This window comes from Streptomyces sp. SudanB52_2052 (genome assembly GCF_964272415.1).
Classification (GTDB): Bacteria; Actinomycetota; Actinomycetes; order Streptomycetales; family Streptomycetaceae; genus Streptomyces; species Streptomyces olindensis.
Window position 1 is genome coordinate 1674258 of sequence record NZ_OZ186796.1, and the last position, 20402, is coordinate 1694659.

General features: G+C 71.5%; 19 protein-coding genes and 1 pseudogene. 9 read left to right on the forward strand and 11 right to left on the reverse strand.

The annotated features are described in order from the left end of the window. Window positions 1-140: 140 nt before the first annotated feature. From ACSUPV_RS07415 to ACSUPV_RS07445, 7 genes are all read left to right on the forward strand, one after another. On the forward strand, window positions 141-791 hold the full coding sequence (locus ACSUPV_RS07415) for a (2Fe-2S)-binding protein (protein WP_359793143.1): 651 nt from the start codon (window positions 141-143) through the stop codon (window positions 789-791). A gap of 11 nt (window positions 792-802) precedes the next feature. Beyond that, window positions 803-1783, forward strand: coding sequence for an FAD binding domain-containing protein (locus ACSUPV_RS07420; RefSeq protein WP_382614961.1), 981 nt, complete (start codon window positions 803-805; stop codon window positions 1781-1783). After that, complete coding sequence (locus ACSUPV_RS07425; RefSeq protein ID WP_436947160.1) at window positions 1780-3966, forward strand: xanthine dehydrogenase family protein molybdopterin-binding subunit; 2187 nt, start codon at window positions 1780-1782, stop codon at window positions 3964-3966. The genes ACSUPV_RS07420 and ACSUPV_RS07425 overlap by 4 nt, the downstream gene beginning before the upstream one ends. Before the next feature lie 80 nt (window positions 3967-4046). Further along, window positions 4047-5252: an XdhC family protein gene (locus ACSUPV_RS07430; protein ID WP_359793138.1), complete on the forward strand. Its 1206-nt coding sequence runs from the start codon at window positions 4047-4049 to the stop codon at window positions 5250-5252. Further along, window positions 5249-6097, forward strand: coding sequence for a helix-turn-helix transcriptional regulator (locus ACSUPV_RS07435; protein WP_037759810.1), 849 nt, complete (start codon window positions 5249-5251; stop codon window positions 6095-6097). The genes ACSUPV_RS07430 and ACSUPV_RS07435 overlap by 4 nt, the downstream gene beginning before the upstream one ends. 41 nt (window positions 6098-6138) lie before the next feature. Beyond that, window positions 6139-7164 (forward strand): ScbA/BarX family gamma-butyrolactone biosynthesis protein, encoded by a 1026-nt coding sequence (locus ACSUPV_RS07440; RefSeq protein ID WP_382614964.1) that lies wholly within the window; start codon window positions 6139-6141, stop codon window positions 7162-7164. A gap of 17 nt (window positions 7165-7181) precedes the next feature. After that, window positions 7182-7838 (forward strand): HAD family hydrolase, encoded by a 657-nt coding sequence (locus tag ACSUPV_RS07445; protein ID WP_051648505.1) that lies wholly within the window; start codon window positions 7182-7184, stop codon window positions 7836-7838. Between the two features lie 36 nt (window positions 7839-7874). On the opposite strand, the gene ACSUPV_RS07450 is transcribed toward ACSUPV_RS07445, so the two are convergent. From ACSUPV_RS07450 to ACSUPV_RS07475, 6 genes are all read right to left on the reverse strand, one after another. Continuing rightward, on the reverse strand, window positions 7875-8411 hold the full coding sequence (locus ACSUPV_RS07450) for a hypothetical protein (protein ID WP_359793134.1): 537 nt from the start codon (window positions 8409-8411) through the stop codon (window positions 7875-7877). Continuing rightward, entirely contained in the window at window positions 8408-9859 is a 1452-nt protein-coding gene (locus ACSUPV_RS07455; protein WP_436947161.1) for a sensor histidine kinase, read from the reverse strand. The genes ACSUPV_RS07450 and ACSUPV_RS07455 overlap by 4 nt, the downstream gene beginning before the upstream one ends. Further along, window positions 9856-10554 (reverse strand): response regulator transcription factor, encoded by a 699-nt coding sequence (locus ACSUPV_RS07460; RefSeq protein ID WP_037759815.1) that lies wholly within the window; start codon window positions 10552-10554, stop codon window positions 9856-9858. Before ACSUPV_RS07460 ends, ACSUPV_RS07455 begins: the two co-directional genes overlap by 4 nt. A gap of 98 nt (window positions 10555-10652) precedes the next feature. Next, the gene (locus ACSUPV_RS07465) at window positions 10653-11810 is read right to left on the reverse strand and encodes an acyltransferase family protein (protein WP_436947162.1); all 1158 of its coding nucleotides are present in this window, start codon (window positions 11808-11810) and stop codon (window positions 10653-10655) included. A gap of 112 nt (window positions 11811-11922) precedes the next feature. Then, a complete protein-coding gene (locus tag ACSUPV_RS07470; protein ID WP_436947163.1) occupies window positions 11923-12735 on the reverse strand; it encodes an SGNH/GDSL hydrolase family protein in 813 nt (270 codons plus the stop codon). Between the two features lie 74 nt (window positions 12736-12809). Beyond that, on the reverse strand, window positions 12810-13490 hold the full coding sequence (locus ACSUPV_RS07475; RefSeq protein ID WP_031118333.1) for a helix-turn-helix domain-containing protein: 681 nt from the start codon (window positions 13488-13490) through the stop codon (window positions 12810-12812). Between the two features lie 136 nt (window positions 13491-13626). On the opposite strand from ACSUPV_RS07475, the gene ACSUPV_RS07480 reads away from it, so the two are divergent. Continuing rightward, window positions 13627-14415, forward strand: coding sequence for an SDR family NAD(P)-dependent oxidoreductase (locus ACSUPV_RS07480; protein ID WP_037759820.1), 789 nt, complete (start codon window positions 13627-13629; stop codon window positions 14413-14415). 52 nt (window positions 14416-14467) lie between these two features. Here ACSUPV_RS07480 and ACSUPV_RS07485 read toward each other — a convergent pair whose 3' ends face one another. Next, complete coding sequence (locus ACSUPV_RS07485) at window positions 14468-15016, reverse strand: acyl-CoA thioesterase (RefSeq protein ID WP_382614969.1); 549 nt, start codon at window positions 15014-15016, stop codon at window positions 14468-14470. Window positions 15017-15230: 214 nt separating this feature from the next. Between ACSUPV_RS07485 and ACSUPV_RS07490 the strand changes: the two are divergent. Next, window positions 15231-15776, forward strand: a pseudogene (locus ACSUPV_RS07490) (glycoside hydrolase family 3 N-terminal domain-containing protein); the annotation flags it as partial. Between the two features lie 320 nt (window positions 15777-16096). On the opposite strand, the gene ACSUPV_RS07495 reads toward ACSUPV_RS07490, so the two are convergent. The 4 genes from ACSUPV_RS07495 to ACSUPV_RS07510 are packed head-to-tail and all read right to left on the reverse strand — an operon-like array spanning window position 16097 to window position 20343. Next, complete coding sequence (locus ACSUPV_RS07495; RefSeq protein ID WP_436947164.1) at window positions 16097-17545, reverse strand: alpha/beta hydrolase family protein; 1449 nt, start codon at window positions 17543-17545, stop codon at window positions 16097-16099. A 37-nt stretch (window positions 17546-17582) separates the two neighbouring features. Further along, the gene (locus ACSUPV_RS07500) at window positions 17583-17936 is read right to left on the reverse strand and encodes a DUF4387 domain-containing protein (protein ID WP_382614971.1); all 354 of its coding nucleotides are present in this window, start codon (window positions 17934-17936) and stop codon (window positions 17583-17585) included. Then, window positions 17929-19314: an acyclic terpene utilization AtuA family protein gene (locus tag ACSUPV_RS07505; RefSeq protein WP_037759828.1), complete on the reverse strand. Its 1386-nt coding sequence runs from the start codon at window positions 19312-19314 to the stop codon at window positions 17929-17931. The genes ACSUPV_RS07500 and ACSUPV_RS07505 overlap by 8 nt, the downstream gene beginning before the upstream one ends. Window positions 19315-19356: 42 nt before the next feature. Next, window positions 19357-20343 carry a phosphoglycerate dehydrogenase gene (locus ACSUPV_RS07510; RefSeq protein WP_436947165.1) on the reverse strand — a complete coding sequence of 329 codons (987 nt, stop codon included), beginning with the start codon at window positions 20341-20343 and terminating at the stop codon, window positions 19357-19359. Window positions 20344-20402 lie beyond the last annotated feature (59 nt).

Below are 20402 nucleotides of genomic sequence, written 5' to 3' on the forward strand. Positions count from 1 at the left end.
TGCGCCACCGGGGACGAGCGGGACCGAATGAACATGCTTGGTACAACAGCCGCTGGATGACGGTGAGTCGAGTGCTGAAGGCTGGGTGGACGCCCGGAACCCTTCACGATCACCCGTACCCACACCGAGGGAGCGTGGACATGTCCACCGAACGTCCCGAACCAGCTTTAACTCCTCCCGCTGACCCCCCTGCGTCCTCCTCGGCGCCCTCGCGACGTGCCTTCATCGCCACGAGCACGGCCATCGGCGGAACGGTCGTGGCCGGCGGCCTGGTCGCCGGGCCGCCTCCGCTCGGCGCCGAGGCGGCGGTGGCCGCCGAGGCGGCTCCCGGGAGCCGCGTCTCCCTGACGGTCAACGGCGTCCGGCACACCGTCACGATCGACAACCGCACCTCGCTCCTCGACCTGCTGCGTGAGCGCCTGGGCCTGACCGGTGCGAAGAAGGGCTGCAACGCCGGGGCCTGCGGCGCCTGCACGGTGCTGGTCGACGGACGCCGGGTCAACTCTTGCCTGACGCTGGCGGTGCGGCTGGAGGGCGCCGAGGTCACCACGGTCGAGGGCCTGGAGAAGGGCGACCGGTTGCACCCCCTGCAACAGGCGTTCATCGACCAGGACGCCTTCCAGTGCGGCTTCTGCACGCCGGGACAGATCGTGTCGGGCGTCGCGTGCATCCAGGAGGGGCACACCGGCTCGCCGGAGGAGATCCGGGAGTGGATGAGCGGCAACCTGTGCCGCTGCGGTTGCTACGTGAAGATCGAGCGCGCGATCGAGCAGGCCGCGGGCAGGAAGTGAGGACCGATTCCGTGTACCCCTTCACCTACACCAAGGCCGCGGACACGCGCGAAGCCCTCAGTGCCGGTCGGCACGGCGGGCGTTACATCGCCGGCGGCACCACCCTCGTCGACCTGATGCGGGAGACCGTCGAACACCCGGGCTCGCTGGTCGACATCAGCCCGCTGCCCCTGGGCGAGATCGTCGTCACCAAGAGCGGGGGGCTGCGCATCGGCGCACTGGTGAGAATGTCCGAGGCCGCCGCCCACCGGGGCGTACGCGCCCTGTACCCCGTCATCTCGCAGGCGCTGGAACTGAGCGCCTCGGCCCAGTTGCGGAACATGGCCACCATCGGCGGCAACATCATGCAGCGCACCCGGTGCACCTACTTCCGTGACGTGACCGCCGACTGCAACAAGCGCGAGCCCGGCGCCGGATGCGCCGCGCTGCACGGCTACAACCGCGGCCACGCGATCCTGGGCGCTTCCGACAGGTGCGTGGCCACCCACCCCTCCGACGTCGCCGTCGCCTTCGCGGCGCTGGAGGCGACCGTGCACCTGCTGGGCCCGGACGGCGCACGCAGCCTGCCCTTCGCCGACTTCCTGCTCCGGCCGGGCAGCACCCCGCACCGCGAACAGGCCCTCCGCCCAGGCGAATTGATCACGGCCGTGGAGGTCCCGGCCCACCCGCGTCCCCTGAAATCCGGCTATCTAAAAGTGCGCGACCGGCAGTCCTACGAGTTCGCCCTCACCTCGGCGGCCGTCGCCCTGCATGTCGGCGGCGGAGTGATCCGCGAGGCGAAGGTGGCCGCCGGGGGCGTGGGCACCGTGCCCTGGAGACTGTCCGCCGTCGAGCGCCACCTCATCGGCGAACGCCCCTCCGACGGGCTGTGGGCCGAGGCCGCGGAGCAGGCGACCGACGGGGCGCGTCCCCTCCGGCACAACGGCTTCAAGGTGGAGTTGCTCAAACGCACCGTCGAACGTCAGCTGCGCACCGTAGGAGGCACCCAGTGAGCCAGCCACAGGCAGCGGTCGGGGCGGCGGTCCCGCGGGTCGACGCCCGGCTGAGGGTCACCGGGCAGGCGAAGTACGCCGCGGACAACAGCCCCGACGGGGTCGTGCACGCGGTCATCGTCGACAGCAGCGTCGGCCGCGGCCGGGTCACCGGCATCGACGCCCGTGCCGCCGAAGCCCACGCCGGCGTCGTCAAAGTGATCAGCCACCTCAACGCCCCCAAGCTGCCGCACCGTGAACCGGGGTTCCCACCCGGTGAGGCGCTGCGCCCCTTCCAGGACGACCGCGTCCGGTTCTTCGGGCAGCCCGTCGCGGTCGTGGTGGCGACCACGCTGGAGACGGCACAGCACGCGGCGAGCCTGGTGAAGGTCTCCTACGACGCCCGGCCTCCCTCGACCGACCTGGGCGCCGCCGATCCCGCGGACGATCCCGAGACCTACGCGCGCGGTGACGCGGACCGGGCCCTGGAGTCCGCCGACGTCACGCTGGACCTGGCGTACCGGATGGCCCGCAACCACCACAACCCGATGGAGCCGGCCGGCACCGTCGCCCGCTGGGACGGCGACCGGCTCACGCTCTGGGAGAAGACCCAGCACGTGCAGGGCACCGTGGAGACCATGGCCGCCGAGTTCGGCATGCCGCCGGACAAGATCCGCGTCATCTCGCCGGCCGTCGGCGGCGCCTTCGGCAGCGGCGGCCGGACCTGGGTGCACACCTCCATCGCGGCCCTGGCCGCCCGCGAGGTGAAACGCCCCGTGAAACTCGTCCTCACCCGCAGGCAGACGTACTTCGGCGTGGGGTACCGGCCCGCGTACGAGTACGACCTGCGGCTGGGCAGCGACCGGCGGGGCCGTCTGACCGCGTCGGTACACGACGTCCGCACCGAGTCCTCCCGCTACGAAAGGCACAGCGAAGACGTTCTCGCCGCCGGTCGGATGCTCTACAGCACACCCCACGTCCGCCAGGTGTACGGCCATGTACCGCTGGACGTGAACACGCCCACGTGGATGCGTGGCCCCGGCTACTCCAGCGGCGCGTTCTGCGTCGAGACGGCGATGGACGAACTCGCCCACGAACTGGGCCTGGACCCGATCGAACTGCGGCTGCGCAACGAACCCTCCGACGACGAGTCCAGTGGGCTGCCGTTCTCCACCCGACGCCTGCGCGACTGCTACCGCGCGGGGGCCCGCGAGTTCGGCTGGCACCGCCGCAATCCCAAGCCCCGCTCGACGCGTGACGGCGACTGGCTCATCGGCATGGGGATGGCCGCCGGTGTGTACGACACCGCGCGCAGCGAGGCCCAGGCCTCGGTCAGGCTCGACGCCGACGGCACCGCCCTGGTGCAGTCCGCCACCAGCGACATGGGCCCCGGCACGGCCACGTCGATGACCCAGGTCGCCGCCGACGCCCTCGGCCTGACCATGCGCCAGATCACCTTCCGGCTCGGCGACTCCGACCTGCCCCTGGCTCCCGGCCACCACGGCTCGAGGACCATGGCCAGTGTCGGATCCGCCGTCCAGGACGGCTGCGACAAGCTGCGCCGGCAGGCGATCACGCTCGCGGTCCAGGACGAGGACTCACCGCTGCACGGCGTCGACCCCGCCGACGTCGCGGTACGCGGCGGCCGGCTGTTCGTGAAGGACGATCCCACCCGCGGGGAGACGTACCGGCGGCTCCTGGCCCGCAACGACCGCAGCCACCTCGAAGCGCTCGGCTCGTACGCCGGGGCGCCGGAATCGGAGAGGTTCTCCTTCTACGCCTACGCCGCGACCTTCGCCGAGGTGGCCGTCGACGCCCGCCTCGGCCTGGTACGGGTCCGGCGCATGGTCGGCGTGTACGACGCCGCCCGGATCATCAACCCGAGACTCGCCGACAGCCAGGCCATCGGAGCCATGACCGGCGGTATCGGCCAGGCCCTCCTCGAACACACGGTCACCGACCACCGCGACGGGCGGATCGTCAACGCCAACCTCGCCGACTACCTCGTGCCGACCCACGCCGACATGCCCGAGATGAAGGCGATCTACATCGAGGGGGAGGACTTCGAGGCCGACCCGATCGGGGTCAAGGGTCTGGGCGAGATCGTCATCGTCGGAGTGGCGCCCGCCATCGCGAACGCCGTGTTCAACGCCACCGGCCGCCGCATCCGCCACCTGCCCATCACCGCCGAAGCACTGCTCTGAGCCCTCGGGCGGCCGGTGCACTCACCGGACCACCCCGGGATCCCGAGCGGTGAAGGCGCACCTACCCACGGAGGCCGGCGATGCTGAACATCGCGTACACCTTGCACCAGTGGTACGGCAGGGCTCGTCCCTTCGCCCTCGCCACCGTCACCGACGTCAGCGGCAGCGCACCCCTGCCCGTCGGCAGCGCCCTCGCCGTCGACACGGAGGGCACCGCGGTCGGGAGCGTCTCCGGCGGCTGTGTCGAAGCGGCGGTCTACGACCTGTGCCGGCACGTCCTGGCACACGGCGGGCCACCGGTTCGCACCCGCTTCGGCTACTCCGACGACGACGCCTTCGCCGTCGGCCTGACCTGCGGTGGCGAGATCGAGGTCCTGGTCCAGCGCGTGGACCCCGCCGCCGAGGCGCACCTCGCCGCCGCCCTGGAGGCCGTGCTCGCGGGCCGCCCCTGCGCCGTGGCCCACGTCATCGACGGCCCCCGGGAATTCCTCGGCCGCACCCTCCGCGTATCCGACGGCGGTCCCCACGACGGCATCCTCGACGGCACGCACGACGGCTCCCTCGGCGGTGCGAACGAGGACAAGGTGGTCGCGGCGCACGCCCGTGCGCTGCTCCGCGCGGGACGCACCGCACGCGTCGAGGTCGGCGGCGAAGCCGACACGTGCCCCACGCGGTTGACCGTCCTCGTCCACACCCACGCACACCGCCCCCGCATGCTGATCTTCGGCGCCGTCGACTTCGCCGCCGCCCTCAGTCAGGCCGGCCGCTTCCTCGGCTACCACGTCACCGTGTGCGACGCCCGCCCCGTCTTCACCACGCGGGCCCGCTTCCCGCACGCCGACGAGATCGTCACCGACTGGCCCCACCGCTACCTCGCGGCCACCGAGACCGACGCCCGCACCGCCGTCTGCGTCCTGACCCACGACGCCAAGTTCGACATCCCCCTGCTGCGGTCGGCGCTCGCCCTCCCCGTCGGCTACGTCGGCGCCATGGGCTCCCGACGGACCCACGACCGCCGCGTCGACCTGCTCCGGGAAGCCGGCGTGCCCGAGGAGCAGCTGGCCCGTCTGCACTCACCGATCGGCCTGGACCTCGGTGCCCGGACTCCCGAGGAGACCGCCCTCTCCATCACCGCGGAGATCATCGCCCACGCCAACCGCGGCACGGGCCTGCCCCTGTCGCACGGCACGGGTCGGATCCACCCTCCCGCACAACCGCTGCCCGGCCTGGCGGGGGTCGGCAACCCCTGGAACGCCGGGTCCGTTCAGGTCAGGGTGGTGGTGTGAATCTTTCGGAACTGGGTGGCTTTCTGAGGTCACGCCGTGATCGCATTCGACCCGCGGATGTCGGCCTACCGACCGGGCCACGCCGCCGTGTACCGGGTCTTCGCCGTGAAGAGGTCGCTCAACTGGCCGGTGTCTCGGTCGACTACTACATCGAGCTGGAGCGCGGGGCGGGCGTCCAACCCTCGGAGCAGATGCTCGCCGCGCTCACCCGGGCACTCCGACTGAGCCGGGACGAGCGCGACTACCTCTTCGCCCTGGCGGGCCGTCCGGTGCCCCCGTCCGGCAGTCCGGCCGACCATGTCCACCCGGGGATGCTGGACTTGATGCACCGACTGGGGGGCACACCGGCCCAGGTGGTCACCGACCTGCGCGTCATGCTCGTACAGAACCCGGCGGCCCGTGCGCTGCTCGGTCCGCCGCCGGCCACGACCGGATGGTCCGCGAGCTTCCTGTACCGGTGGTTCACCGACCCGCGAGCGCGGGCGCTCTACCCGCCCGAGGACCATGCCGAGCACACCCGCTCCTTCGTGGCCGACCTGCGGGCGGCCTCGGCCCGGCGCGGCGCTGACCCCGATGTCCGCGCGATGATCACGGCACTGAGCACGCGGAGTCCCGAATTCTCCGAGCATTGGGCGCAGCACGACGTCTCGTTCCGGCGCCACGACAGAAAACGCCTGATACACCCGGAGCTCGGACTCCTCGAGGTCAACTGTCTGAACCTGTTCAGCGAGGACGGACGGCAGCGACTGCTCTGGTTCACCCCCGCTGTCGGGACCGACTCGGTCGCCAAACTGGAACTACTCGCCGTGCTCGGCACACAGAGCTTCGAGGAGCAGGAGTCCTGAGAGGCGCTTTTCACCCTTCCTGGTTCGAGGGAGTGCAAGACATGTCCGTTTCGGAAAACAATGCCCTGTCCTACGCGGCAACCGTCTCCCGGCAGCTCGTACATCGCGCCGCCATCTGCGAGGTGTTTCTGACCGATACTCGGCGCCGTTCCGACAATGAGTTCCTCGTCGCGGCGCAATTGCCGCGCGTCCACAGTTACTACAGCGACCACCTGGTGAATCCGGCCGCCTACGACCCGCTTCTGTTACTCGAAGTGTTCCGACAGACCTCCATCCTGGTCGCCCACGAACACTGCGCCGTCCCGCTGGGCAGCAAATTCAGCTTCAATTCCGGCGAGTTCACCGTCCTCGACACCACTGCGCTGGAGATCGGGCGGCTGCCCGGGCGGGGGCTGCTGACCGTCACCGTCACGGGCGAGAAGCACCGCGGCGCCGAGCTCGTCGGCGTCACCCTGGAGATGCGGCTGGCCGTCGACGGCCACGACGCCGCATCCATGACCATGACCATCCAGTGGATGCCCGGCGAGGCGTGGGACAAGCTGCGTGCACGCGGCCGTGCCGCCCTCGACCTGGAGACTCCGCGCCCGCACCCCCATGGCCGCCGGCTCAGCCCTGCCGCGGTCGGGCGGCGCTCGCCCGACAACGTCGTCCTGGCGAATGCGGCGGCCGTCGGACGCCAGGTCGTGGCTCAAATCATCGTCGACCAGGCGCATCCGGCTCTGTTCGACCACCCGCTCGACCACATCCCCGGTGCGCTGTTCTTCGAGGCATACCGGCAGACCGCCCTGCACGCGGCCCACGAACTGCTGGGCCTGTCGCCCCGGCGGCTGACGCTGACGCACTGCGCGGCCGCCTTCACACGGTTCGGTGAGTTCGAACTGCCCACCGTGTGCCAAGCCGAATTGGTCGAGGACCGGGCGACGCCGGGCGCGGCCGTCTTCCGTATGGAGATGCTCCAGGAGAAGGCCGTGATCTCCACGGCCGAGGTCGCCCTGCGGTGCACCAGCCCCATCGGCCGGTTCCTCATCCCTGCCTCGGCCCAGGCCCCGGCGCACCATGCCTGCTGAACAGGAGGGCCCTCCGTATGCCCCTGCCCATGGTCTGGTTCGACTTCGGCGGCGTACTCTCGCCGCCCCTGGACGAGTTGTACGACGCCTACCACCGCAAGACCGGCATCGCGCCCGCGCAACTGCAGGCCGCCATGAAGGAGGTCGCGGACGAGCTGGGCATGCCGACCCTGGCGCCCGTCGAGCTCGCCGCTCTCACGGAGGCCGAGTGGGGGCGCCGTCTCCGCCGTGTCCTGACCGACCGTCACCCGGAGCTCGATCTGAGCCGTGCCCGCCTGGAGGGCTTCGGCGAGCAGTGGTTCGACGGTGTCACGGCCAACCCGGTGATGGTGGGCGCCCTGCGGAGCGCCCGTGACAACGGGTTCCGCGTGGGCATCCTGTCGAACAACGTCGTCGAGTGGGAGCCGTACTGGCGGGCGATCGTCGCCCCGGCCGGCGACGTCGACTGTCTCATCGACTCGTGCAAGGTCGGCGTCCGCAAACCCGACCCGAGGATCTTCGACCTGGCGGCCGGGACGGCCGGTGTCGCCCCCGAGGACTGCGTGCTCGTCGACGACCTCGCGGGCAACTGTGCCGCGGCCCGACGGCGGGGCTGGCACGCCGTCCACTTCCGGGACAACCGTCAGGTCCTCGCCGCGTTGCGGGATCTGACAGGTCTGCCGAGCCTCTCCTGACGCTCGCCCGGCTGCCGTCGTCGCACCCGCGAGGGGCTACGGGGCGGGCACCGGAACGACGTCGCCCGCCGCGTCGCAGCGGACGGTCCAGGGTGTCTCGTAGCCCTCCTCGTAGACCCGTACGTCCACCTCGGGGGATCGTCCGCTGTCGGACGCCTGGGCGCCGGCCGCGGTGCAGATGACCTGGCTGAGCCCGAGACCGCCACCACGGGTCATGTTCGCCACGGTCACGGGGAGGCGCACGTCCACGGCGCCGTCGGCGCCCTGCGCGACCAGCCCCCCGTCGAGTGGAGGTACCTCGGTGCTCAGGCCGCGAGCGCGTTCGGCGGCGTCGGGGCCCCTGAGGAGCAGGTCGAGTGCCTTTTGCGGGGTCGGAGGGGCGTCGACCTCGCGGGTGACGGCCTGAATGCCGTACGGGCCGACGAAGTAGAGCCGGGCATAGTGGTGCGAGGACCCCGGTTCGCGGAGGCCGGACGCCGGGGCGCCGGCTCGGACCGGGCCGGTGGAGCCGATCCCGCAGCCCGCCGACAGCACGCCCACCACGGCTACGAGACAGGTGAGTCGGCGCTTCATGGCTGGTCCTCCTGCCGGGGGGTGAGGGGGAGCGTGATGGTGAACACCGCGCCGCCGCCGGGGAGGTTGGCGGCGGTGAGGGTGCCGTGGTGCAGCCGTACGTTCTCCCTCGCGATGGCGAGTCCCAGGCCGCTTCCCTCGGACCGGCCCCGGGCGGCGTCCCCCTTGTAGAAACGGTCGAAGACGTGCGACAGGACCTCGTCGGGGATGCCGGGGCCCGCGTCGGCGACGTCGATCACCAGGGACTCCCGCGTGGCGGTCGCCCGGACCGTGACGGGAGCGGCGCCGTGGCGCAGCGCGTTGCCGATCAGATTGGCGAGGACGACGTCGATGCGCCGCGCGTCGACCCGGATGCGCGGGTCGTCCTCGGGTAGCTCGGTGATCACCTCGTCCGGCTCGCGCCAGCCGCGCAGGTGAAGCGTCTTGTGGACGACGGTGCGCAGGCTCACGTCGTCCAGGTGCAACACCGCCGCACCCGCGTCGAAGCGGGAGATCTCCATGAGGTCCTCGACCATGCCGGTCAGCTTGCGGGTCTCGTCGCTGATGAGGAGGACCGCGTCGGCGGTGTCCGGAGGCAGGATGCCGGAGCGGGCGTCCTCGTCGAGGGCGTCGGTGACGGCGGCCATGGCGGCGAGCGGCGTCCGCAGCTCGTGCGAGACGTCCGCGGCGAACCGGCGGGCATGGGCCTCCATCCGCCGCAGTTCCGCGCCGTCCCGCTCCAGTGCGGCCGCCATGGTGTTGAACGTGCCGGTCAGCGCGGCGAGTTCGTCCTTGCCGACGATGTCCAGGCGGGTGTCCAGGGCGCCCGAGGTGATCTTCTCGGCGGCCGTACGCAGCTGCCGTACGGGACGCAGCACCCGGTGGGCCGCGAACAGGGCGGGCACGACGGCGAAGGCGAGCGTGGGGACGGCGCCCGCCCAGGCCGCGGTGATCAGGGCGGAGACGTCGGCCTGTTCGCCGTCCAGTGACAGGACGGCGTAGGCGACCAGCCCCGAGGGTTTCCGCGCTCCCTCGCGCCCACCGGTGTAGCTGATCGGCATGCCGATGAGCAGCCGGGGCCCGTCGGCGTGCTCGACCCGCTCGTAGAAGGTGGCGTCGCCGTTCTCCGCCGCGTCGCGCAGGGCGCCGCTGACGCCGCTCGCGGTGCCGATGAGCGGCCCGCCGTCGCGGGCGACGGCCGTGTGCCGGCCGTGCGCGTCCGAGGCGCTGTCCAGCCGGCGCGCGAAGATGCGCAGATCCACGTCGGTGGGATCGGCCGGGAGGTTGGGGGCGAGCGAGGCGATCTGGAGGCGCAGTTCGCGGACGGCGCTGTTCTGGGTGCGGTCCAGGATCGAGCTGCGGGCCTGCCGGAAGGTGAGCAGGGCGGTGATCGACGCGCTGAGCGCGGCGACGAGGACGAACGCGACGACCAGGCGTGGCCGCAGCCCGCGGGGCAGGATGGGTTTCATGCGGGCAGCGGGCCGAAGCGGTAGCCGAAGCCACGTACGGTCTGGACGTACACCGGGCGGCGGGGATCCGCTTCGATCTTGGCGCGCAGCCGCATCACACAGGCGTCGACCAGGCGGGCGTCCGCGTAGTAGCTGTGCTCCCAGATGTCCTCCAGCAGCTGCTGGCGGCTGAAGGTCCGCTCCGGGGCGGCGCTGAGAAAGAGCAGCAGCTTCAACTCCGAGGGGGCCAGAGGGAGTTCCTCGCCGTACTTGCGGACGATCAGCGCGTCGCGGTCGATCTCGAGATCGCCCACCGAGGTCGGACCGGCACCGGTGTCGCCGCCGCCCGGGGAGGGGGCGACGCGGCGCAGCACCGCGCGCATCCGGGCCTCGATGACGGCGGCGCCGGCGGGCTTGACGACGTAGTCGTCGGCGCCCGTCTCCAGGCCGATCACCACGTCGATGTCGTCGCCGCGCGCGGAGAGGATCACGATGGGGACCTGGCTGGTCTCGCGGATGCGGCGGCATACTTCCAGGCCGCTCATGCCGGGCAGCATCAGGTCGAGGAGCACCAGATCCGGCTTGATGGCGACCAGGGCGTCGAGACCGTCCTCGCCGGTGCCGACCGCCTCGGTCTCGTGCCCGTTGCGGGCCAGGCCCAGGACGACACCGCGGCGCACGGCCGGATCGTCCTCGATCAACAGGACACGGCTCATGTACGGATTCCCTTCACGGATTCCCTTCCACGGTGAGCGTGTTGTTCCGACCATTGTGTGAGCCGTCAGGAGGCCCGGGGGGGGCCGGGGGCCGGGGGTCACTCCAACCGGCCGATGTCGACCGTGCCCGCCCCCGGCACCGGCTCCGGCACCGCCGCCCACAGGACGACTCCGGCCAGGGCCGCCGCGGCCGTCGCGATCACTCCGCACCTGCCGCGCGCCCACCCCGCCCGGAACCGCACCGGATCCTCGACGAACCGCTTCGTCACCGCCGCGGCCACCAGCGACACCCCGATCGCGACGACGGTCGCGCCCCGGTCCCCGAGCCCCGACAATCGGGGCAACAGCAGCAGGTACACCGGCCAGTGCCACAGATACAGGCTGTACGACAGCTCCCCCAGGCGTTGCGGCAGGCGGCCGCCCGCGATCCGTGCCGCCCGGGTGCCCGGCACCCGGGCCATCAGGACGATCATCACGGCCGCGGCGAGAGAGTGCAGGAAGAGCCCGCCCCGGAAGAGCAGGGGCGCGGTCTCGCCCTCGGTCACGGTCCACGCCGCCAGCAGCCCGCACCCCAGGACCAGGCAGACGAGGTCGGCGGCGCGGCGCGGCACGCGGCGCGCGAGGTCGCACACCGGCGCGGTGGCCGCGAGCGCCCCGAGCAGCAGGGCGGCGCCACGGGTGTCGGTGCCCTCGTAGGCGCGGGTGGTGTCCACCGCCGCCCCCAGCGAGACGGTCAGGGCGAGGGAGACCAGGGCGCCCACGCCGGCGAGCGAAGCCACGAGCGGCTCACCGCACCGTCCTCGGGCGGCCACCGCCACCACCAGCGGCCAGACCAGGTAGAACTGCCACTCCACGCCGATGCTCCACAGGTGGGCGAAGACGCGGGTGTCGGAGGCGTTCCAGTAGCCCACCTGCTCGGCGATGTAGTGCCAGTTGACCGCCTGGGCCCCGACCCAGGGCATGTCGTCGAGTGCGAAGCGCAGCTGCGCCGTGCTCCCCCACGCCCATGTGGCCGCTCCGGTCACGACCACCACGCAGACGAGAGCGGGCAGCAGGCGACGGGCCCGGCGGGACCAGAACACGGCCAGGGCGATCCGGCCGCGCCCCGTCGCCTCGCCGAGGAGCAGCCCGGTGATCAGGTAGCCGGAGAGCACGAAGAACAGGTCGACGCCGAGAAACCCGCCGCGCAGATGCCCGGCGTGGAAGAGCAGCACGGCCGCGACCGCGAACCCGCGCAGCCCGTCGAGGGCTGCCATGTGCGCACGGCCCACCCCGCTGCGGCGTGTCACACGGCGCCGGGCGGGCACCGTGCGGCCGGGCGCGGGTGCGGGTGACGGAAGACGCGAGAGCATGAAGTCGACCGTTCCGTCAGGCGGCGCAGCCGAGCTTGTCGTATCGCTCGTCGCCGGTCCAGGATTCCCGGGCCCAGGAGTCCACCGACGCCGGCGTGAAGTTCTCCTGCTCGCCGAGCTTGTCGGTGAACCACTTGGCGAAGGCGGCCGCTCCCTGTTGGCAGTTGTGGATCCCGTCCGCGGCGCGCTGTGCCTTGGCCGCCGAGGCGTCGGTGCCCCACACCTGCGAGGCGTCGAAGAAGGCCGCCGTGCCACCGCTCTTCCCGGCGACTTCCGCGGCTGCCTTGGGGGCGGTGCGCATCTGCGCCTCGTGCGGCCCGTAGAACGCGTCGATCTTGATGGGCGGCGGCGAGACGAACACCAGCTTGGCCCCGGCGTCCTCGGCCGTGTCCACGGCCTTCTCGTAGGCGGCCCGCTGCTGGTCCGGGCTTCCCCAGTCGTACGTCGTGACCTGGTAGGCGATCACGGTGGGACGGAACGACTCGATGTCCTTGCGCAGTTGCTTCCAGGTCTCGGCCGAGATCATCCGCGTGATCTTCTCGCCGCTGTCGACGATCGTGCCCCCGCCATCCGAGGAGGAGTTCTCGAACTCCACCCCACTGGCCTTCAGGGCCGCGCCCAGGGCGGGAGCCTCGGCGCCCGCGATGGAGTCGCCCAGCCACAGCACCTTCGCGCCGGTGCTCGTCGTCGGGTTGCCGTTCCCCTCGTCCCGGGTGCCGGTGCCCTGCTCGCCGCACCCGGCCGTGGTGAGGCCGAGCACGGCGACCGCGGTGACCGTGCTCAGGGCGTGGCGGGGGGAACGGGGACGGGACTTGTGCCTGCTGTTCATGCCCCCAGCACAACAGCCTTCGAGCGTCCGGCCGCCCGCCGTCATCGTTTGCTCATAGTCCGGTCAAGGAGCGCTCATGAAGGCCGGCGGATCTCGCGCAGTTCCATCGCCGCGGGAGGTGGGAGGGAGCCGGGGCGCGGTGCCTGGAAGGCCTGGAAGAGGTAGGCGAGCAGGCGCCGGGAGGCGGCGAGGGCGGTTTCTCTCGGTTGTCCGGCGAGGCCGCTGTTGGCCAGGAGCAGGAGGGTGATGTCGGCGGGGTCGAAGTCGTCGCGCAGCTGTCCCGTCTCGCGGGCACGCTGAACCAGCCGCGCCAGAGCGTCCTCGGCGCGGTCGCGTTCATGATCGTGGTCAAGGGTGTCGGGGAACTGATCGAGGAACACGGTGGCGAAGCCGCGGTCGGTCACCTGTGTGGTGCACACCTTCTCCAGGAGGGCGTACAGGCCGTGAGCGGGGTCAGGGTCGGCGAGAGCCTCGTCGAAAGCTGCCGCGCAGAGGGCGAGTTGCTCGGCGAAGGCGGCGGTGGCGAGCGCGGTGCGGGTGGGGAAGCGGCGGTAGAGGGTGGCCACGCCGACGCCGGCGCGGCGGGCGACGGCGCTCATGGGGGCGTCGACGCCCTGGTCCGCGAAGACCTCGCGCGCGGCTTCGAGGAGGCGTTCCCGGTTGCGCCGGGCATCGGCGCGCAGGGCCGCCGGGTCTGTGTCGCCGGGCACCTCGCCGACGTGCCCGGACGGCTTGTGAGATGGCTGAGCGGGCAATGTCTCTCACTTCGAGCTGAACGGACGATGTCGTCCACTTACGGGTCTAGCGTGAGCGTACAGCGGGCGCACACAGCGCCTCCGCAGCTCCGGAACGCGACCGCGAGACGGGGGCGACCTTGAACGGAGAGCAGTCATGGATCTCGATCTCGACGGCAAGCGTGTCCTCGTCACCGGGGCGAGCAAGGGCATCGGCCTCGCGATCGTCCGGGCCTTCCGCGCCGAAGGCGCCGAAGTCGTCGCCGTGTCTCGGGAAACCACGTCCGAACTCCAGGCCACCGGCGCCAGGTTCGTGTCCGCCGACCTCGCCGAACCGGCTGCCGCGCAACGGATGGTCGAGAGCGTGCTCGACCTGGACCCGCGCCTCGACGTCCTCGTCAACAACGTCGGCGGCGGGAGCACGTCCAGGGAGGCACTTGCCGATCCCTTCGGTGGCGGGGTCGACGCCTGGGCGAGCGTCTTCGCCCTGAACCTCGGTGCCGCCGTGGAGACGACCCGGGCCGCGCTCCCCGCGTTGACCAGGTCCCGGGGCGCGGTCGTGAGCATCAGCTCTCAGAACGCCCGCGATCCGCGCGGAGTGCCGCTGTCCTACTCGGCGGCCAAGGCCGCGCTCAACGCCTTCTCCCGGGGCCTGGCCGAACAGGTCGCGGAATCGGGGGTCCGGGTCAACGTCGTCACCCCGTCCGGCACGCGGACCCCGCTGCTGACGGGCGGTGACGGCTTCGGTGCAGAACTGGCGGGGCACCTGGAACTCGACCAGGACACGCTGTTGGCGATGCTGCCCCAGCAAGCCGGAATGGTGACCGGCGCATTGATCGAGCCGGCCGAGATCGCTCGGGCCGTGCTGCTGCTGGCTTCTCCGACGATGCCAAGCGCGATCGGCTCCAACTGGGTGGTGGACGGCGGCGCCCTCAAGACTCCCTGACGGCCCGACACGTGGGGGTCCGACGCCGCGCGGGCGGCGTTTCCCGGCCGCCTCACTGAACGGGTGAGCCCTCTCCCGCCGGCGAGGCGGACCGCGGCTCCCTCGCCTGCAGCGTCGCCAGGAGTTCGTCCGACATCAGCGGTCGGCTGAATTCCAAGAGGTCCCAGGTCAGCGGAGCCGGTCGCAGCGTGTTGGCGTCGAGGTTCACCATGGCTCGCGTTCCGCGGGCGTGGACAGTCTCGCGATCAGCGGACAGGATCACGAACTCATAGGTGAAACTCGAACGCCCCACATGTCCGAGCCAGAACCGCACCTGGACCTCCCCCAGCCGAGTGATGGGGACGTCATAGGTCAGCTGCATCGACCGGACCACCTGAACCATCTCCGGAGATCCCGAACCACGGCCGAAGGGAAACCCCTTTCGGATCAAGTAGCTGTTGAATGCCCGCTCGAAGAGGAAGGGGAATTTGTTGTGATGGACCATGCCGTACGCATCAAGGTCTTCGAAGTGCACGGAAACCGTTTCGTAAACGCCCACGGGTTCCTTGCTCCTGGCCGAGGTCATGATGAATCCGTTTCTGACGAATGGTTCGGTCGCCACGCCTCCCACGCCCCCGCTTGACGTCCCGAGCGGCGTGGTTATTCGTATCACCAAAGGGGGGAAGGTCATGGACCAGCCTGTCCGCGACGCGTACGCGGTGCTCCTGCCGGTTGTGGAGGAGTTGTCCGTGAGCCCGTGGCTCCGCACGCTCCTGGAGCGGGGGACAGTCGCCGTACTGCCCGGGGAGACCCGCGACGAGTACGTGGCTCGGAGCATGAGCCCCGAGCGTCGTGCCACGGAAACCGCCGCCGACTTCACCCGGTTCGTCAGCGAGGTCGAAGGTCTGGCGGGGACGTCTGTCCTCGTAGCGGTCGACCAGGAGCCGTGGGGCATCCAGCGGCTGCACGGACTCGTCCCCGCCTACCCCGGGACCGGCCTGCTGCCGCAGCTCTCCGACGACGAGATCCGTTCATCCGCGAAGGCGGTGGCGGCAGCGGCGGCGGATCTCGGTGTGAACATGTTCCTCGCGCCCGTACTCGACGTCCTGCGCGGAGCCAATCCATGGCTGGAGGGCCGCACCCTCGCGCTGGACCCCGACGAGGTGGGCAGGATCGCCGCCGCTGTCGTCACCGGTCTGCGGGACGGTGGCGTGGTGGCCGTCGGCAAGCATTTCCCGGGCTTCCCGCGACTCGATCTCGACCCCGCCCTCCAGGACACGGTGCTGGCGGCCGAGGAGACCGACGAAGCCGACCTCATCCCCTTCCGCCGCGTCGTCGAAGCCGGGGTCGGAGCAGTCATGCTCGGCCCCGCGGTCGTCGAGGCTCTGGATCCCCGCGAGCCGGCGGCCACCTCGAGGACGACGGTGGAACTCCTGCGGGCCGCTCGCCTTCGATGGACTGGTCATCAGCGACGACCTCGACGCACCGAGCACCACGCGTGGCCGCAGCCTCGTCGACACGGTCTTCGCGAGCATCGAGGCGGGGGCGGGCTGTCGCGCGGGCCGCGGAGCACGTACGCGCGGTTGCCGAGACGGCCAAGGGCGTGTGAGTCGGGGAGGGGGTGGCAGGCGCCGAGTCCGCATCCCGGGCTGTCGACGAGACGCTGCTTGGCCGTGTGCAGAGGAAGGGCTGTGGGGCGGCTTCAGGGTGCGATGCCCACGCCCTCGATACGGCTCCACTCCTGTTCCTGCGCGGCGGACATGGCGGGCCAGTGGAGACCACCGGGCCGGGGACGGACCTGGGTGGCGAACGGGGCGGGGCGGAACGCCGGATCGTGGAAGCAGCCGCCACCGTGGGTGGTGTCGAACGCGTGGCACGAACGCGCGATCGACGTGGGGGTGGGCTTCCGGCCGGTGCGTGCCCATGTGTCCAGAGCCGCCAGGGAGTTGGCGTACTCGGCGATGCTGAGCGCGCTGTGGTCGCTCTCCCTCGTGAAGGTCTGGACGAGGTTCTCGCTCCGGCCGGCGGCCTGGACCGTGGCGCGGTAGGCCGCCTCGTGCTCGACGAAGACCTGTGGGTCGTCGATCGCGTGCAGGGTGAGGACCGGGAGTGGGATCCGTCCGGTGAGGTCGCTGTCGTAGGAGAGGTCGCGGCGCGCGGTGGGGTCGGCCGAGAAGCGGGCCACGCCGGCGTTGAGCGCCTTGTCGTCGTGCGAACCGTCGTAGCGGACCCCACGGTTGCCGAACGGGTTACGGCCGTCGAGCCGGTGGGACACGATGTCCCGGACGAGGAAGGCCGCGTACTGCATGTGCGTGGCCAGGGAGTGCTCCGGGACGCGGGTGACGGCCAGGATGTCGTCGAGGTTGCGCTGCTGCCGCGCGGTGCGGTCGGCCGGGTCGGAGTCGATGCCGGTGCACTCCTGGAGCCGGCCGTGGACCTCGTCGGGTGTCATCGGGGAGTCCGCGGGCAGTCCTTGCCACAGCGGGTACTGCGGTTCGGTGGGGCGGGGCAGGTTGCGGCAGTAGTACTGGTAGACCGTCCGCAGGTCCACGCGCGTGTCGTAGCCGCGCGAGCCGCCGGCCAGGAAGCCGTTGGTCAGCAGGACCCCGTCGTAGGCGCCGCGCTTCCCGCCGTAGGTCTCGGCGGCCTTGGCGGCGACGTTGCCGCCCCAGGACTGGCCGTGCAGGTAGGTGCGGTCGGGGTGGCCGAAGCGGCTGACGAACAGGCGGCGTACGTTCTCCGTGTCGGCGGCGGCCATCCTGACCCCGTAACCGCCGCGCCGGTACGAGGAGCCCACCCAGGCGTAGCCCTCGTCGACCATCACCGCCCAGCGTTCCAGGTCCTCGGTGGTCGTGGACTCGTCGTAGGAGAAGTCGGGGCCGCCGTGGGCGTGGACGACGAGGGAGCCGTTCCAGTCCTCGGGGACGGCCATCGTGTAATACGCGCCGTTGGCGTCCCGGCCTGTGTAGCAGTCGGCCTTCTCCTCCAGGTGCCCCGGGCAGGGGGCCGCGGTGGGGCGTGAGGGGTCGGCCGGGGTGGCGGGCGCGGTGCCGAGCGTGCCCGCGACCGCGACCGCGACCAGGGCCGTCAGCAGGGCCGAGCGGCGTCCGCGGGTGTGGGGACCGGGTCCGGGCACGGCAGGTGTGTTCAAGGACGTGCTCCTTCAGGCATGTGTGCGGGGCGAGTTGTCAGACACCGCGTCCGGCGGGCGGTGTCAGGTGGCGCACGGGCAGCACCGCCAGCGGCACGTGGTGCTGCCCGGAGTGGACGTCGCGGTCACGCAGCGACGCCTGGCCGACGGGGCGCGGGAACGAGATCTTGACGACGTTCAGCGAGGGGATGCGGAAGATCTGCACGTCGGCCTCGTCGACTCCGTAGAGCCGGGCGACCGTGCCCTCGTCGAGGAACGCCTCGTCGGCGGCGATGCGATAGCCGTCCGCGTCCCGCAGGAACAGCTCCATGGTGACCCAGAACGGCCCGGCGTTCTTGGACCGGACCTCGTACGCCAGGTCGCCCAGGGTGGTGGGGACGGTCTCAGCCATGGTGGGAGGCCTCCTCGAACTCGGTGCGGAACATGTCGGTGGGGGTGAGGGTGTCGACGACGTGGTTCAGCACGAACTCGTACGCCGGACCCCGCTCGACCTCGGCCGGTGAGGTGGCGAACGCCAGGCTCGGCAGGTAGTCCATGTCGGGCGTCGGCAGGTGCAGCATCAAGGGGTTGGCGATCTTCGCGACGGCGGTGGCGGTGCTCTGGTCCGGTGCGCTGACGAGGAGCATGACTCCCACCTCGCGGGGCGGACCCACTGCCGGATCCAGATGCCCGAGGATGGCGTTGTGCCCGTAGAGGCGCAGGTCGAAGGCGTACTCGTCGTCGCCGAGGCCGATCGTCTGCGCCACCCGCTGCCTGATCATCGTGCGCATCAGGGCGGCCCAGTCGTCGATGTCGGCGAGGATGCGCGGGTCCCGGATCGCGCTGAACGACATTGTCTCGTAGCCGGTGATCCGGGCGCCCTCGAGCTTGATGGTGTGCTGGTCGGCGACGTGGAACCGCGAACCCTCGACCCGCACGGTGCGGTCGTCCAGGGCGGTGTAGACGGCCTCTCGGACGTCCAGGGTGCCGTCGGGCTCGCGCATCTCGAACGGGTTCACCGTCTCGTAGAGCATGTGGGCGGCGACCAGGGTCGGTGTGCAGGCGACCGTCGGATCGAGCGGCTCGATGGTGAAGCCGTCGGCGTCGATGGTGGCCAGCACCCCACCGGAGCGCGGGTCGCTGGTGCACTGTCCGCCGCACTCGATGATCTTGGCGGCGTGCCAGGTCGGCCCGGCCGGCATCCCCTTCATCAGCGGATGGGCGGCGGCGATGGCGGTGTCCGTGGCACGGCCCGCGAGGACGACCTGCGCACCGGCCTGGAGCGCGGCGACGATCGGCTCGTGCCCCATGGCGCCCACGATGTGCGTACAGCTCTGCAGCGTCTCCGCCTCCAACGGGCCCAGCGGAGGCAGGGGATGGATGCGGCCCTCGTCCAGGCGCTCCAGGAGGGCGCCGGTGTCCTGCTCGCTGTAGATGCGCGCCACCCGCAGCCGGAGTCCCTCGGCCGCCAGGATGTCGGCGACGATGCCGGCGACCCAGTCGACACCGGAGTCGGTTCCGCTGGTGCCGCACGAGCCCACGATCAGTGGGATACCGGCGCCCGCCGCCGCCTTGAGCAGGACCCGCAGGTCACGGGCGACCGCGGCACGGGTGGTCTTGGGCTGTGACGCGCCGAGATAGTGGGGACCGGAGTCGGTGCTGCCCCCGTCGACGGAGATGACGTCGGCGCCGAGCGCAAGCCCTCGCTCGATCGTGGCCTCGGGAAAGCCGGCTCCGAGCATGCCGGTCGGTGCCAGGACCTTGACCTGGTCGACCCGTTCGTTGTCCATGGTCCTCTTTCCTGTCGGTACCGGGCACGTGGCGGGCGGGTGTCACCCGTCACCCCGGGCGGTGGGAGCGTGGGGCAGCAGGTGGGTGTTCACCGCGAACCGGGGGCGGCCGTCGAGGGCGGCCACCACCTCGGCCGCACCCTCCAGGCCGGCGGCGGCCCGTGCTTCGGCGGTCTGGCCCGCGAGGTGGGAGAAGACGACGATTCCCTCGACGTCCCGCAGCGGGCTGTCGGCCGGGAGCGGCTCCTCGCTCACCACGTCGAGCGCCGCCGCGGCGATCTCGCCGGTGCGCACGGCGTCGGCAAGGGCCTGTTCGTCGACGACGGCACCCCGCGCGGTGTTGACCAGCACCGCCGTCGGCTTCATCCGCCGGAAGGCGGCGGCGTCCAGGAGACCGCGTGTGCGGTCCGTCAGCGCGGTGTGCACCGATACGTAGTCGGATGCCGCGAGCAGCTCGGGGAGCGCGACGAACCGCACCGACGGGTCCGACCGCTCGTCCTCCGGCACACCGGTCGTGCAGAGCACCTCCATGCCGAAGGCCCGCGCCAGCGGCACCACGGCGCGCGCCGCCGCCCCGTATCCGATCAGGCCGAGCGTCGTTCCGCGCACCTCATGACCGTCCTCCCTCGGCCACCGGCCGGCGGCGACGCCCGCCGCGCTCTGCACCAGTCGCCGCGCGGCCGTCAGCAGCAGACCGAGGGTGTACTCGGCGACGGAGTTGGCGTTGATTCCCGGCAGGTTGCTCACCGTGATGCCGAGCCTGCCCGCGGCGACGACGTCGATCGAGTCGTAGCCGACGCCGGTGCGCACGATGGCGCGCAGGCGGGGTGCTTCGCTGAGGACCTGGGCGGTCAGGGGGTCATGGCCGACCAGCGCCGCGTCGATCCCGTCGAGGGCGGCGACGAGTTGCTCGGGACCGCGTCGGCCGGCCAGCGGGGCGTGGACCGTCGTGTGGCCGTGCGCCCGGAGAAGGTGATCGACCTCGTCGCCGGGCCGTAGGTAGTCGGTGGTGATCAGGATGCGGGGCACGGTTCCTCGTCTCTGGCTGCGTACGGCGCGTCGGCCTCGCGCCGCGCCTCGGGCGTGGG